At 55.8% G+C, this 16,111-nt stretch carries 6 protein-coding genes; 5 read left to right on the top strand and 1 reads right to left on the bottom strand.

Annotated features, from left to right (window positions below; translation table 11 throughout):
- Positions 1-4: 4 nt before the first annotated feature.
- The 3 genes from WC515_06795 to WC515_06785 are packed head-to-tail and all read left to right on the top strand — an operon-like array spanning position 5 to position 2,150.
- Positions 5-1,414 carry a hypothetical protein gene (locus WC515_06795; GenBank protein ID MFA5147061.1) on the top strand — a complete coding sequence of 470 codons (1,410 nt, stop codon included), beginning with the start codon at positions 5-7 and terminating at the stop codon, positions 1,412-1,414.
- 14 nt (positions 1,415-1,428) lie between these two features.
- A complete protein-coding gene (locus WC515_06790; protein ID MFA5147060.1) occupies positions 1,429-1,554 on the top strand; it encodes a desulfoferrodoxin FeS4 iron-binding domain-containing protein in 126 nt (41 codons plus the stop codon).
- Between the two features lie 17 nt (positions 1,555-1,571).
- On the top strand, positions 1,572-2,150 hold the full coding sequence (locus tag WC515_06785; GenBank protein MFA5147059.1) for a rubrerythrin family protein: 579 nt from the start codon (positions 1,572-1,574) through the stop codon (positions 2,148-2,150).
- Here WC515_06785 and dusB read toward each other — a convergent pair.
- Positions 2,147-3,115 carry a tRNA dihydrouridine synthase DusB gene (gene dusB, locus WC515_06780; protein MFA5147058.1) on the bottom strand — a complete coding sequence of 323 codons (969 nt, stop codon included), beginning with the start codon at positions 3,113-3,115 and terminating at the stop codon, positions 2,147-2,149. The two genes, WC515_06785 and dusB, sit on opposite strands and share 4 nt — an antisense overlap.
- Before the next feature lie 255 nt (positions 3,116-3,370).
- On the opposite strand from dusB, the gene WC515_06775 reads away from it, so the two are divergent.
- Positions 3,371-13,888, top strand: coding sequence for a PfkB family carbohydrate kinase (locus WC515_06775; GenBank protein ID MFA5147057.1), 10,518 nt, complete (start codon positions 3,371-3,373; stop codon positions 13,886-13,888).
- A gap of 140 nt (positions 13,889-14,028) precedes the next feature.
- Positions 14,029-16,089: an elongation factor G gene (gene fusA / locus WC515_06770; protein MFA5147056.1), complete on the top strand. Its 2,061-nt coding sequence runs from the start codon at positions 14,029-14,031 to the stop codon at positions 16,087-16,089.
- Positions 16,090-16,111: the final 22 nt, after the last annotated feature.

Raw genomic sequence — 16,111 nt, 5'->3', positions numbered from 1 at the left:
TCATATGCTATTTAAAAAAGTGCCTGTAGTAACAGCCGTTCTACTCTTTGCCGCCCTGGTGTTGGTATACAGGTCCGGCAGCCGCGCCTTCCTCCGCAGCACACCCGGGTCATTCGAATACGTGCGAAAGGGCGACGACCTTCTCGATAAGGGGAAGTATAGAGAAGCGGTCGGCTCATTCGAAAAAGCGTACGAGGCGTCTCCGGATAACAGGGAGATAAAACTCGGCCTCATATATGCCTATTCAAAATATGCGGCAAGCTTCGCCGAAAAGGACGACCATGACCGCGCCGTCGAATATCTCGCAAAGGCCCGCGAAGTCCTGCCCAACGCGCACACGGGCCAGAACCTGGCGCTCATGTTGGCCCGCCGTTCGCTCAAGAGGGCCCGCTCAGGCGACTGGGCGGGGGCCATAACGGACCTGCGGGAAGCCAGGACGCTTACCGAAGGTTCGGCGGCAGCTTCGCGTAACCTCGGCATATCGCTCTTTAACGATGCCTTCGGCGAATATAAGGAAGGGCGGGAGAAGATAGCGATATTCTTATTGAAAGGGGCCGAACTCGCATATCCCGACGCGCGCATCCTGCGGTTCATCGGCGACATCTATTACAGGCGCAATGAGCCTGAAACCGCCGCTTTTTACTGGGCCCGCGGACTTGCCATGGACCCCGCCGACAAGACCCTTGCGGAAGACCTGGAAAAGGCCGCGAAAGAGGCGGGGCTGGCGGCTTCAAAAGAGAAGATCGAGCTGCCCAATTTCAATATCGTATACGGCAGGGGCCTCTCGGTGGAGATCGGGCGCGTCAGCCGCATACTCTCCGGCGCATATATGGATATAGGCAAGGACCTGGCTTATTTCCCTTCGGCAAAGACGACCGTATTCTTCTATTCCGAAGACGATTTCAGGGAGATATTCAAAGTGCCGGGGGCCGTGCGCGCCTTTTACGACGGAAATATAAGGATGCCATTCTACCGGGACACCGCGGACGATGAAGAGCTCGGCAGGTACCTGTACCATGAATATACGCACGCCGTAGTATCGGCAAAGACCAAAGGCAACTGCCCGGTATGGTTCAGCGAAGGGATAGCGACATGGGAAGGCCTCAAGGGGCGCGAAGATGAGGCAAAGGGGTCCCTGTCCGGTGATATCCTCCCGTATCTTTCCATCGACGCGCTTGACAGGGCCTTCAAAGACGGCGCCAAAGATGCGGACATGCGCGCCTGTTACATTTTATCGTATACTGTGGTAAGATATGTCATCGATAATTGGGGCATAGGCGGCTTGAGGGCCCTCCTTGACAGGATGGCAACGGGGCAGCATATAGCCAACGCCATAGACGATGAATTTCTCATGTCCGAGAAGGAGTTCGGGCGCCGCTGGGCGGAGTATGTAAGGGGTAGATATTTAAACTAAATGCGAGGTGCTCTATGGCAGTGGAGAAGACGGGTGAGAAGTACAGGTGCAACGTATGCGGCAATGAGGTGGTGGTGACCGAGGTGGGCGGCGGGACGCTCGTCTGCTGCGGCAAAGAGATGGAGAAGATAGAAGGTTAAAAAAGGGGGCATAAAAGATGGGGAAATCGATCAAAGGCTCGAAGACGGAGCAAAATCTGTTGAAGGCGTTCGCAGGCGAGTCGCAGGCGCGTAACCGCTATACCTACTTTGCGAGCGCCGCCCGGAAGGAAGGGTATGAGCAGATAGCCAATATCTTTACCGAAACGGCGGAGAACGAGAAGGAGCACGCGAAGGTCTTCTTCAAGCATCTCGAGGGCGGCGATGTCGAGATCACGGCCGTATATCCTGCCGGCGCCATAAGGGATACGAAGTCGAACCTGGAATCTGCGGCGGCAGGGGAGAAGCTTGAATGGACGACGCTCTATTCGGATTTTGGCCGTATCGCGAAGGAAGAGGGTTTTCCTGAAGTATCGCAGTCGTTCGAGCAGATAGCAAAGGTTGAGAGGTTCCACGAATCGAGGTACAGGCGGCTGATCGCCAATGTCGCGAATAAAGAGGTCTTCAGGAAGAAGACGGCCGTGAAGTGGCATTGCACGAACTGCGGCTACGTCATGGAGGGGAATGAGCCGCCGAAGGAATGTCCGGCGTGCAAGCACCCCCAGTCGTTCTACGAGGTGCTGGCGGAGAATTTTTAGGCCGTATCTACAAGGGCGAGCATACCGTCGTATGTCTTGACGGAGCACACCTTTTCGCGGATCCGCCTTGCATTCGGGAAACCGCGTATATACCACATGACGACCTTCCGCATGTATCCTACCATGGAACGTCCCGGGACCGTCTTAAGGTCGTTGATGTATGCAAGGTGTCTTTTGAGTATCTTTTTGACCGTCTCGACACCCGGCTCCGGGATGATATCGCCCGTTTCAAGATAGCGCTCTATCCTTTTGAAGAGCCAGGGATTCCCCAGCGCGCCCCTGGCTACACATATGCCGTCGCATCCCGTCTCGTCGAACATCCTCTTTGCCATCTCCGGCGTCCAGATATTCCCGACCCCGAATACGGGGACCTTCACCGCATCCTTTATCCTGCGTATTGCCGCGTAGTCGATGTCGCCCTTGTAGCCGTCTGCGCCGGTCCTCCCATGGACGAATAACGCGGATGCGCCGCTCGTTTCGCATCTTTCGGCGACCTTTACGATATGGGGCGTATCTTTACTCGTGTGGCCCAACCGCATCTTTACCGTCACCGGGACGGGGAGGGAGGAGGCCATCTCCTTCACTATCTTTCCGAGCGCCGCCGGGTCCTGCAGGAGATATGCGCCCGACTTTTTCCTGATCACTTTCCTCGCGGGGCAGGCGGCATTCACGTCTATGAAAGGCACATTTACGACATCGAGGAGCCGCTTCGCCGCGACGACCATCATACCGGCGTCCGAGCCGAGCAGCTGGGCGGCGACGGGCGTGTCTTCGGATGTTGTCTTGAGCGTCATGAGCGTCTTCCTGTACGTGCCGTGGAAGAAGGTATTGGCGTCGACCATCTCGAAGAAGCAGAAGCGCGCGCCGTGTTCGCGGGCGATCAGCCGGAATGCCAGGTCCGTGCAGCCCGCAAGCGGCGCGAGAAAAATGTTCGTATCGATATTCACCGACCCTATCTTCACCATTCCGCTATTATAGATTAAGCCATGGATTTGTCAACCTCTCATTCTCGCGACGAGATTTTGGCAATATCGTTAAGATATAAAATAGGTGCTTGACGATTTCGATATCATAATGTATATTTGTAACATAATTTTTTAACTGCACTTTGACTAACCAAAAACTGCTTGGCGAACATGCCAGGCAGTTTTTTAATTTAGTAAGTGATTTTAATAAGTCGAACAGAAAGTTAAATAAACCTCAAAACAGGGAGAAGTAAAATGATGAAGAAATTGATATCGCTGGTTACGGCATTGTCATTCTTATTTTCGAGCGTCGGCCTCGGCACAGACGCGTTCGCTATGAGCGGCTCGGGCGGCGGCATAAACCTCGCGCCGGCGCTTGTGCTTGACGACCTCGGCGATGATTCCCCTCACTACAAGAATATCGCCCTTGCCCGCATTGCCCTCCAGATGGACCTCGTGGAGCTGGACAAACTGACGGAGATCGACAGGGCCACCGATATCGGCGTGATAAGGAAGGCATTCGAACGCTTTGAGGCTGTCCATGAGATCCCGGAGAAGACGATCTTGCAACCGGCAAAGATACGGACATTCTTCAACCAGGTCGAACCGGTAGGCGGGCACATATTCAGGGTCCCCGTCTCTGTGAATAAGGGCGGCAAGACCTATAACTATCAGCTGGTCTTCTCAACTGTCCGTAACGCGGGTGATCCGTTCCCCGTAGAGTTCCTTACAGATGAACAGCTGGATGGATTAAGAGGAGCCATAGTGCTCCGCGATTCCCTGCCAGTCCGCGTCGGCACTAACACCGCCGCCATCAGTAATTATATGCAACACGAGCGTTACGACATCGTAATAGATTTTGCCCACAAGAGCCGTCTGGCTCTTCCTGTTGCAGAGTCGGCCCGGGGTTACGTAAAGGAGATAAGCGCAATTGCCGGTTTGATAATAAAAGGCAGCGCGTCGGTCGAAGGGCGGCCGCTTTACATTATCCCAATGACCGGTGATGTCAGGGATATGCTTGACAATAATAAAGTAACGGTGGTCGCGCGGAACGGGGAGGAGAAGAAGGTGATCGCCCATTCCCATGCAAGTAACGGAGCTGTCCACATATTCCTGGAGGAGCGCGAGGTTGCGGCACTGATGAGCGGAGAGAGATCACCTGCGGCGGAGTTTAAAAGGCGGGAGACGGTGAATAAGATAAAACGTCTCCTCGCTCACGAGATAGGTGTCATGCTGGGATGCCCCGTGCTGCGGTTTGACGGTGAGAGCCCGGTCAACGAGATAGACGACAGGTATAGAGAAGGTCTGCGTATACAGGAAGCGCTGAGGGCGGGCGGCGAACCGCATACGCTCAATATGAGAGAATACGCCGTTGCGGACCTCGATGCCAACCTCAAGACCCGCGACTACGCCGGGATCTTCGGCCACGGGAAGAGAGCGGAACCGGTTGTCAATATGGGCGGGGTCAACGTGCCTGTGCGCGTGATCAGGGAGCTGAATATAAGACAGGATGGTATTAGGGCCATATTCCAGACCGTATCCGGGTATACGGTCCTGGTGCCCACGTCAAGAATAATATCCGTCCTTGACCCACAGGGTAATATCGTAATAAAAGCCAAGGATGCGCAGAACGGTTACTTCGTCAGTCCGAACGGCAGGTATCTCCTCTTGATAGATCTTGAATCGCGGGCAACCGTATTTGACATCATGGCCGGCAGGCCTCTCATTGAGAATGTCAATGCATGGAGCGGGGCCGTCTTCACCGGGGACTCAAAGTTCGTCAGGACAAAGGGCAGCGATTCATTTGAAAGGATCTACGGCCTTGAGGATAGAGGCGAAACAGGCATCGTCAGTCCCGACGGCGCATATGCCGCGATCACCAATTCCGGGACATCCCGTACGATGGTGATCGATCTGAAGGACGGAAGAGCGATCCTGAAAGATATCGATGCCTCAAATGGGGCGATCTTCAGCAACGATTCAAAATATTTGAGGGTGGCGGGGCAGAATCGCGCCCCGGTCATGTATGACCTGCGGACAGGAGAGGCCGTCAAACCCGCGGTGGAGCCCAAACCGGCTGCGGCGGCCCGGGGCCAAAAACAGAGCAAAGGCCCAGAGGGTGCAAGTGGTCCGATTGCGCAAGCTGCGCCGGCGGCAAGATCGATAGCCCAGATCGCCGTAGAGTGCGGCATCGATCCCAAAGATGCGGCCAGGGTGAGAGTCCTTGAGGCGATAAGCAAGGGCGAAGTGTCCAGCATGGACATAGGCGTAAGACAACTGGAACAGGTAGGCGTAGCGCCGGATAAGGCCAAAACCGTATATGCGGAACTCTTCCGCATGCGCCTGCTCGCGAAACCGGAAGCTGCGGCAGCAGCAGCCGTTGCAGACATCCCGCAGGATATGAGGGAAAAACTTGAAAAAATTGCCAGGGAACAGGGCATCAATACGGCGGACCCGAGGCGCATAGGGGTTCTTATGAGGATACTGTTGTTCAATGGCGAAATGGCGCCGGACGTCCTCGAAAGTGCCGCTAACGCTCTCTACAGGATATGTGACGTCAATAGAAATATGGCTCCCGAGGTGGTTAAACAGATCCGGATGCTTCGCCCCGCTGTAGTGCAGCCGCAAGGTCCGGGAGTCACCGCGATGACCGGCGTTGGGGAAGCAAAGAGCGAGACGCCGGAGACCGCAAAAATATATAGGGCCGGCCAGCAGAAGCCGGGCGGGAGCCCCGTTGACATGCTCATGATGTTTGGTGAGGATCCGGATCGTTTCTTCGTTGCAGTCGGATTTACCGACTTTGACCAGCTGCAAATAGGGCATATTGCCGGATTTGAGGTGAGCGAACGTACGCGGCAGAGGGACAGGAAGGCGCTTATAGAAGCCGATTATATCAAGATGATCAGGCCCGGCCATTACAGGATCACGAAGGAAGGCATCAGGGCGGTGCTATATCTAATTAAGCATAATACAAATGGAATGGCCTCATATAGATTAACCGAGGGAGCGGCGTTGGGGTTTCCCGGTTTTCCTGAATATCTAAAGGAGAACCCTCTTTCAGATTTCAAGCTTGCGGTCCCGCTCAAGAGCGCTGTATACAGTTTTGACGACGAGAGCATAAGGACTGCCAGACGGGATGAATATGAAACGAGCCGCAAGATCGCGACCGAGCACGGTACAAGCTACGTTACAGAGGGCGGTATACCTCGGACCGGCCGCGGCTCGTCAGACGGCACGGGAAGGGTCGGAAGGCCGACAGAACCGGGCAAGAGCCCGGAGGACGCCAAAAAGGTCTTCGCGCTCTCTCAGGGACTGCAGACGCTGCTGAATAATGTGGGTTTTGTCACTACCCAGCAGTACAGGGAAGGCCATGACGAGGTGCGCGCGGCGCATCCGGGGTTAGGGTTCGGCCGCCCATCAGAGACGACCGCAAGAGACGATCTCAACAAGCTGGTAAGGGCAGGATTTTTAAGGATGCCGAACAGGGGAAAGTACGCAGTAACGATCGCGGGATGGAAAGAGATAGAAGAGATAACGGCGGCCGAGTCGGGCAGGGATACCGCGGTCCGAGAGATGGCGATCCTCCGGTCCGAGAACGGCAGAGAGAGAGTGGAGAATCTTCTGCGGCAGGTTGCGCTCAAGGCGGCGGCCGATGCCGGGATCTCATACGATCCTCAGGAGGCGTCTTTGCCTCTGGGAGATCTGCTGCGTGATATCGCAGGGAGGGCCGGTGCTATAGTGTCCGATGTCGAGGAAGAGTCCCTCAGGGCGCTTAAGGTCTTGGATGATAAAGGTGCCTACGACCGTGAATTCGCTTATTCAATAAAACGAGGAGAGATAGCTTACGTCAGAAAGTCGGCTCTTACGGGTCTTCTTGGCATGGCCCCGGCGGTGCTAAATGGTATAGAGAGAGGTGAGGGGGAAGCTTCGCTTATCGCGAGAATAAGAGGGGTTATTGCGACGGTGGCCCCGGCATCTCGGGAGATGGCCAATATCATAGGTGTCCCGGCAGAGAAGACGGCCCCGGCAAAAGATCCTCAGGAAGTCATAGAGATGATGAAGGAGTTTGCCCGGGAACCGTTATCGGCGCCGCTTCCTGCCGTCATGCGCACTTACCCGCCTGATGCGCCTGTCATAACGGTAGTGGGGAGCATTGTGGCTGACATAATCGTGCCTCTGGGGAAGGATAGCCAGTATCCGCTGCCTTCAGACCCGCGGCTTGCCTGGAAGGGCGACAAGGTATTTGTCACCCCTCCGTCAGAGGCTACGGACGGTTATCTGAACGGTCTTACGTCTGAGTTGAGAGGTCGGTTGAAGGTGACGTATGGGGGCCCCGGCTTTGCGTCCGCGATGGTCCTTAATGAGCTCGGCGCGCGCGTTAAGTTGATAGGCGCCGTAGGAGACGATGAGCTCGGGCACGGCCTGATCAAGTTGATGCGGGACAAGGGGATGGATACAACCGGCATCAGGGTAGTCAAAGATGTCTCCACCTCGACGAACCTGATCTTCTCAAACCAGGATACCGGCGAGACAGCATATAATCTATCTTTAGGCAGCGCAAATGAATATCTGACCGAAGCCGATATACCGGATGAGGCGCTGAGATGTTCGGTATTGCACTTCGGCGGCATCGCGTTGAATAAACAGCTTATGCCCCGGATAGGCAGCTTGATAGACAGGGCAAAGAGGATGGGCGCCAAGGTAGGATGGGACACGGTTGTGGACCTGTACGGCCTGGAGGGATCGCCCAAGGCCCGGGAGGCCATGTCTAAGTTGGATTATCTCACACCCAGCATAAAAGAAGCCCGTAAAATATCCGGCAAAGAGGAGACTGGGGATATCATTCAATTCTTTGGCGAAACGCTCGGTATCCCGGCCGTCTTCCTTAAGCTCGGAGAGGGCGGGAGCGAAGTAGCGATATCCGGGAAAGGTGTGTCCGGAGCCGCGCAGAGATTTCATATGCCTGCGGTACGGGGCGTGAAGATCGCCGATACCACAGGCGCAGGCGACAGCTACAGTGCTTATATGGCTTATGGTTTCGCCAAAGGTATGACTCCCAAGGAGGCGGCGAAAGGCGCCACCGTCTGCGGCGCGCTTACCTGTGAGAGAATAGGCGGCGGGAGTATAGGCGAAGAGCCGCTTCGCGCGTTCAATAAAAAAATGCTTGTGTTCGAAGCGCAATTGGAGGATCTTGAGAATTATGGCTTCGGAAGCGATATATCGGTAAAGAGTTTCTACAACCATATCAAGGCGAAAGATTACGCGGCATGCGCACTGGCTTTGAGAGAAGGTGTGGCCGAGATGGGTGATGTCCAGAGGGCGGAACGGATATTCAAGGAGAGGCACCTGCCTTATATCCTGACGAATAGTCCGCCGCTCTACCGTGAAGAGTTGCGCGCCAGCCTGTTGAAGAAAAAGGATATGATGCCGTTCGCGCTGGCGATCGCTTCGGACGAGCAGGCACGGCTCGAGGCGCTGCTCTATTCGCGCGACGCCGACAAGAGGGTCCGCGCTCTCAAACAGTTGAACGGCATGATAAGGAGGGGAGAGATCATCTGTGCCCCGGAGACGGAGGAGAATAACGTACACGTCCACAGCAAGTTCTCATTCAGCCCTTATTACCCTGAAGCGATCGCCTACTGGGCAAAACGCGGCGGTTTAAGGAACGTTGGTATCATCGATCACGATACGACGGACGGCATCCCTTCATTCCTAGCGGCGGCCGGACTCCTGGGCCAGCAGGTGACTTCCGGTTTCGAGATGCGCGTGAGCATGCCGGAACGATTCGCGAAGCATGTCATCAATGCGCCCGGGATAGCGAATATGGCATATTTCCTGTGCCATGCCCTGCCCGACGGAAGGCACCCGGCCATCCTGGAGATGCTCGAAAAGGTACGGGCATCCAAGGAGAGAAGGAACCGCGCCATGATAGAGAAGGTAAACAAGAGGATGGGGGCCGCAGGCCTCGATGTCATGGTGCCTTATGAAGAGGATGTCTCCGCCCTGGCGGAAAACGGAAATTGCACAGACCGCCATCTCATGATGGGGCTTGCCATAGTGATCAACGACCGGTACGGAAGGGGCGAGGCGCGCAAGAACGCTTACGAGGCCGTATTGGGCCGTAAACTGAGCGCCGGAGAAGAGGAAAATATCGACAATGAAGAGAGCGACATGGAGATCCTGAGGGGGGGCCTCCTGAAGCCGGGATCCCCGGTTTCATGCTTTATCGCCCCGGACCCTGAAGAGTGCCCGTCGATGGAGTACGTTGTAGATTCCATAATAGCGGCCGGCGGTGTACCCGTCTATCCGTACCTCGGCGATTCCAAGCGCAACGGCACGGACGAAGAGAATATCCTGCGGGAGCTCTTCCCGTACCTGAAGTCGATAGGCGTACTGGGTATAGCCATAATGCCGCACAGGAATACGGATGAAGAGATAAAGGGCGTAGTGGCGCTAGCCGAGGAGTTCGGGCTGAAGGTCTTCAGCGGCGTCGACATCAATAAGGATACGATGCCGTTCATCGAGGAGAGGGCGCGCGTAGCGCAGTACCCGCAGTTCAGGCAGGGCGGCGACTTCCTCGTAGGGCACGAGTTCATGGAACGCCGTTTCGGCTTCGGATATTACAACGAGAACGCGATCAGGACCATACCTGACGACAGGGAGCGCTTCGGCTTCTTCGCCTCCGTAGGCGCCCTTGGCTTCGAGACGTTGAACAGATTTAAAGATAAGCCGGCCGGAGCCGTCTCATCCCGGTCCGGGCGTATATTATACAGAGAGATCCTGGATGTTCATTCGCAATTGCCGGAAGGTGCCGCTGAAGCGCGCTCATATCTTACCAGACAGATGACCGTTTCTCCTGAGGATATGGAGCGCGTACAGTCAGGCATGATGGATCAGATGGATTCAGGTCTCGCCGCCAGGCCGAGCTCTCTCAAGATGCTACCCGCCTTCGTAGGCGTGCCTACAGGCCGGGAGACCGGAGAGTACCTGGGGGTCGATGTGGGCGGGACGAACCTCCGCGTACTGAGGGTCCGGCTTGAAGGCAACGGCAGGTTCTCGATCGTCGGTGATATCGGCAAATTCAAATTCGAAGAGAGGCACATGCATGGCACAGCCGAAGAACTCTTCGATTTTATCGCCGGGTCGATAGGATCGTTCATGGCGGCGCAGGGTATGCCGCTCGACAGGGAGATAAAACTGGGTCTTACATGGTCTTTCCCCGTAGAGCAGACCGGGGCAGCTTCCGGTATACACAAAGAATGGACAAAAGGCTGGACCACGAGCGGTGTGGTCGGAAATGATGTTGTGAAACTTCTTGAGGCAGGGCTTGACCGCAAAGCGCCCGGCAGCGTAAAGGTAGCGGCGCTCTGTAACGATACGGTAGGTACGCTCGCCACCGCCAGGTACCAGGACCCTGACTGCGACATGGGGATCATCCTCGGCACCGGTACGAACGCGGCCTTCTGGCTTCCTATAGGCCAGATCGCCAAGTGGGTAGATGACGGACTCTCCAGACAGAATATGATGATAAACATGGAATGGGGCAACTTTGACTCTGTCCCGCGCACCCCCTGGGACTTTGTCCTGGACCTGGAATCGAATAATAGCGGAAGGCAGTTATTGGAGAAGATGGTCTCCGGCATGTATCTGGGCGAGATCGCGCGCATTATAATGGCCCGCCTCATATCCAACAACCTTCTCTTTGGAGGTGTTTCCTCGCCTATTTTCAACACGGTGCCGGCCGAAATGGGCAAAGACGGTTTTCTGACGGAGCATATGTCCGCCATCGAGTCCGATGATTCGAAAGACCTGGAAGGCGTGGGATCACTCCTCGCGGAGTTTGGGGTCAATAATTCCACGGTGGAAGACCGCCGCCTTGTAAAGTCGGTATGCGAGCTCGTTTCGACAAAGGCCGCCCGTGTCACCGCCGCGGCGATAGTCGCGGTAATAAGGAAGATGGATCCGGCCATCTCGCGGAAGCATGTTGCGGCAGTCGACGGATCTCTTTACAAAAATTATCCTTATTTCAAGGAGAGGATAAGGGCGGCCCTGAGGGAGCTGCTCGACTCCGGGGCCGGCGAGAACGTCTCCGATAATATCGAGATAGTGATGACCGAGGATGGCTCCGGCGTAGGCGCGGCGATAATAGCCGCGGCGGCGGCTGACATGGTCCCGCAGAAAGCGGCAGCCGCCGGCGGATCGCCGCGGCAGCTCGAAGCGCTTCGTCCCATGGAAGGTATCAACATAAAGGTCGCGGCGCTCGACTGGGACGGTACAATATCGCGTATACGCGAAGGGTGGGAAGGGATAATGACGCCCATAGTCGCCGCGATCATCGAGGGTAAGGAACTGACGGAAGAGGAGTTCAATGACCTTATAGACAGCGTTAAGGATATAGATGATATACGATTCGATAGCGATATCATGACTCCGGCCATGCGGCGTCTCGTCGATCAGGGCAAGATCTCGCGCGAAGCGATGATCTGGGCACGCGGTATGATAGAGGAGACGAAGGGAGAGCCGACGCCGACTCAGTTCGGCCGGGCATGCGACGAGGCGATAAAGAGAGGCAAAGGGGCGATCTTCCAATGGGCGTTCGACTACTGCCGCGCAAAAGAGGCGGCGGAAGGCAGGCCCATGGTCGAGTCGGAGCCGGGACGTTATTTCTGCAAGATGTACCTGGAGAAGCTCTTCGCGGTCAGGAACTACCGCCTCGGGCTCGTCGATAGCGGGGCTGTCCAGCCGGGAGCGTTCCTCGTCCCCGGAGGCGTTGAATTCGTCAGGATGCTGGCCGCGCGCGGCGTGGTTATAAATATCATAACCGGTTCAGATAAAAAAGGTGTCCAGGAGGAAGTGAACCTCCTCGGCCTCGGCGATTGGGTGACGGTGACCGGGTATGACGTCGATAAGGCGATCGCATCGAAGTACGATGTCACCAAGAATATAAAAGAGACGGGTAATCTTGCCGATAACGAGTTCCTGGTGGTCGGGGACGGGAAGGTCGAGATAAAGGCGGGCGTGGAGCTCGGGAGCGTCGTCATCGTGATACGCTCACGCGACAACGCGAGCAACTTCCAGCGTCTGCTTGACCTCAGGCCGAATTACGTAATGGGTGCAAGCTTCGAGCCGGTCGAGGAGCTTGTGGCATTCCTCGTTCCGCAGATGTCTCCGGACGAACAGCCGCGCGACGCGAACGGGCAGTTCGGTAAGAAGCCGTTCAGGGATGCCCGGGGCGCGCTCACGGTCATCGCGCTGTCGATGACGCTGAAAGGCACTTCCCTGTCAATAGATAAGAGAGATTTTACTCTTGCTGCGTTCAGGTCGGAATATAATGAGGTGAAGAGCCGTTTTCCCAGGCTTGGGATGCCCGGTCTGCCTGAAGATATGAAGAATGATTCGCAGACCCGGCGGGACCTAGACGCATTGGCAGCGGAAGGTCATCTTGTTAAGCGCCCGATAGGAGCGGTAGATGGTTATTCCGTCACGGAAAAAGGCATGGATGCTATCGCGGATATACTGGTATCGTACAGTGCGAGAGATAGCTCGGCCATAGAAGGGCTATTGCGGATATGGAGGTTTGATAAAGTCGCAGGGATATTGCGTCATATCGTAGAGCATTATACAGAATTAAGACTGGATGAACAGAAGATAGAGATGGCGAGGTTGAGAGAGATGGTCCGCGTGATAAATTTCAGTACAAATAAGGACGTATTCCTGATCTCCAGGGCGTTCACGGAACTGCCTGAGTTCGTGAGGAGGTATCTGTCGGGGACGCACGGGCTCGGACCGGCCGAAGCCGCGGCAGCTGCAGCAAAGAAAGCAAACCCCGGAGTTGAGGGGACCTCGAATCCCGAACCCGCGAAGGGCATCGGCCAGTTTGTCAGGTCAGATGAATTCCCGGCCAATTTTACCGAGGTGGAGCGTGAGACATGGGAATTGCTGGAGAACGGCAGGTTTGCTATGATAGCTATCTCGATGAGTGATGCCGTAGAGTCGCTATCCGGCCTCACAGACGAAAAGCAGAGCGAAGAGAAAGAAAAACTCCGCGGCATGTGCCGTACGATCAATTCGAGTAATAAGAGGAATGGCTTCCTTACCTCAGCGGCATTCAGGAATCTGCCCGAACGGGTAGTCGTATCTTTGAGAGGGGACTATGGTCTCGTAACAGTTATAGCCGGAGCGAATAGCGTCATGCCATTGTCTGAGACAGCCTCAGCGCTGCTCGGGAAGGCACAAGATGCCGTCCCTGCCTGGTACAGCCAGAACGGATGGACGCCGGAGGAATTCGGCATGGCGCTGCGGAAGAACGAGTGTACGATGGGACAAGATATAAGAGTCGATGATCGCTCCATGCTCGTCTTTTCGGAAAGGGCGACTTTCGGCCGCCGTGTCGAAGGGAAAGAGGAGTACGAGCCGGGGCTCGGTATAGCGCTTCCGCGGCTTACGCAGTCAGGCGTCCGCGTCGCCGTCATAGCCGCAACCGCCGCCCAGGCCGCTCTCATCGATAGGCTCAATTCGGGACGTCCCGAGAACCAGAAGATAGTATACGGCAGCTCCGTATCGGATATCATGGCAAAGGTGACGGGTATAGCGCGTTACTATTACTTCAGGGTGGCAGACGAAAAGTCCATGCCGGATGTGAACGTTGCCGGGATATTTGACATCACGGTAGAGAATATAATAAGGGCGCTCGGCCAGGTCTGCAATATCACCAGGCCCGAAGAGCTCGAAACGCTCCGCAGAGCGTTCATTAAATTCGCGGTGGCGGCGTAACCCGCGCCATCTATTCCAGGCCCCGGGAGGCTGTATCTCCCGGGGCTTTCTTATTGCCTTGACTTTTCCGGAGGTGCCCATATAATATTACTATTATCATCTATTTCCATTGAAAGGCAAAAAGAAAGGGAGAGCGGACAATGGCGGTATTTGAGGCGAAGGATATCAGGAACCTGGTATTTTTGGGACATTCCGGGAGCGGGAAGACGTCGCTTGTGGAGGCGGTCCTTTACGGCGCCGGCGCTATACCCAAGATGGGGAGCATAGCTGAAGGGAACACCGTTTCCGATTACAATGAGGACGAAAAGGAACGCAAGTGCTCTCTCGGGTCGTCGCTCATGTCATTTGTCTATAACTCTAAGAAGATAAATATAATAGATACCCCCGGCTACACCGATCTTGCCGGCGAGATGGTGGGCGCCTTAAGGGCCGCGGACACGAGCGTCATAGTCGTGAACGCGACCGGCGGCATAGAGATAGGGACCGAACGCGGATTCAAGTTGTCCCGCGAGAGAGGCATCCCCTGCGCATTCTTCATAAGCCGCCTCGATAAGGAGCATGCCGACTTTGAAAAGTGCGTGGATGGCATAAAGAAAAAGTTCGGCAAGGCCTGTGTCCTTGTGACATACCCGATAGGTACGGAGTCGTCCTTCAAAGGGGTAGCCAACCTGGTGACGCGGCAGGGGATGGAAGGCCTCTCCGAAGATGCCAAGGCCGGGGCCAGGACGGCCTCCGACAGCCTGGCAGAGGCGGTAGCGGAGACCGATGACGCCCTGCTCGAGAAGTACCTGGAGAAGGGTGAGCTTGCGCCCGACGAACTGAAGGGCGCGCTCAAAAAGGGCATCTCCGAAGGCAAGGTCTTTCCGATACTTTGCGGTTCGGCTACAGGCGCGATAGGCATAAAGGAGTCCCTGGACCTTATAGTGAACTATCTGCCGTCGCCTGCCGACAGGCCCAGGGTTACCGCGACCAGGCCGGACAGTTCCGAGAAGATCGAGGTGGATATGAACCCTAAAGGGCCGTTCTCCGCGCTCGTCTTCAAGACGCTCTCGGACCCGTTCCTGGGCCAGATATCGATATTCAAGGTCTTCTCCGGCACGCTGCAGACGAACTCCGGTTTCTACAATGTGACGAAGGGCACCAGGGAGAAGATAGGGCAGATATTTTCCCTATCCGGGAAGTCGCAGGCATCGATGGACTCGGTGCAGGCGGGAGATATAGGGTGCGTGTCAAAATTGAAGGAGACCGGGACCGGCGATTCCATAGGGGACGAGAAGAACCCTCTGAAGTTAGACGATATCCAGTTCCCGGAGCCGGCCATATCCTTCTCGCTCAAGCCGAAGACGCGTTCCGATGAAGATAAGATATCGAACGCCCTTCACAAACTGACCGCGGAAGACCCGACGTTCAAGGTCACCAGGGACGAGCAGACCAAGGAGATGATAGCCCACGGCATGGGCGACATGCATATAGGCATGATGATAAACAGGATGAAGGTCCGTTCGGGCGTACAGGTCGACCTCGGCACGCCCAAGGTCGCGTACAAGGAGACGATCACAGGTAAAGGGGATTCCCAATACCGGCATAAGAAGCAGACCGGCGGCGCCGGCCAGTTTGCCGAGGTATGGATGAAGATAGAGCCGCTCCCGCGCGGGACCGGGTTTGAATTCGTCGATGAGGTGGTGGGCGGCGCGATCCCAAGGCCTTTCGTGGTGAGCTGCGAAAAGGGCATAAGGTCGGCCCTGAACGGGGGCGTCCTGGCCGGTTTCCCGGTCGTAGATGTCAGGGCCATCGTTTATGACGGCAAGACGCACCCCGTCGATTCCAAAGATATAGCGTTCCAGATCGCGTCGCGCCAGGCCTTCAAAGAGTCGATGCAGAAGGCGAGGCCGGTGATACTTGAGCCTATCATGGACGTCGACATCGTGGTGCCGGAGGAGTTCATGGGTGACATAACGGGCAGCCTGAACTCGCGCCGGGGCAGGGTCATGGGGATGGAGCCGGGAGACGGCGTCCAGACGATAAAGGCGAAGGTGCCGCTCGAAGAGATGTACAAGTACGTGAACGAACTGAAGTCCATAACAGGCGGGCGCGGCACATATACGATGACGTTCTCTCATTATGAGGTGGTGCCTTCAAACCTGACGGCGACGATCGTCGAAAAGGCAAAACAGGGGAAGAAGGAAGAGACGGAAGAATAAGCGTAACGTGTAAACCGAGAGG

The sequence above is a fragment of the Candidatus Omnitrophota bacterium genome, from assembly GCA_041650805.1.
Classification (GTDB): domain Bacteria; phylum Omnitrophota; class Gorgyraeia; order 2-01-FULL-45-10; family 2-01-FULL-45-10; genus JBAZKM01.
Note: the sequence above shows the minus strand (reverse complement) of the source record. Positions and strands in the feature narration are given on the sequence as shown.

Excerpts from the sequence above, each read along its gene's own strand:
- dusB (MFA5147058.1), bottom strand. The coding sequence starts at position 3,115 with ATGGTGAAGATAGGGTCGGTGAATATCGATACGAACATTTTTCTCGCG.
- WC515_06790 (MFA5147060.1), top strand. The coding sequence starts at position 1,429 with ATGGCAGTGGAGAAGACGGGTGAGAAGTACAGGTGCAACGTATGCGGC.
- WC515_06795 (MFA5147061.1), top strand. The coding sequence starts at position 5 with ATGCTATTTAAAAAAGTGCCTGTAGTAACAGCCGTTCTACTCTTTGCC.
- WC515_06785 (MFA5147059.1), top strand. The coding sequence starts at position 1,572 with ATGGGGAAATCGATCAAAGGCTCGAAGACGGAGCAAAATCTGTTGAAG.
- fusA (MFA5147056.1), top strand. The coding sequence starts at position 14,029 with ATGGCGGTATTTGAGGCGAAGGATATCAGGAACCTGGTATTTTTGGGA.
- WC515_06775 (MFA5147057.1), top strand. The coding sequence starts at position 3,371 with ATGATGAAGAAATTGATATCGCTGGTTACGGCATTGTCATTCTTATTT.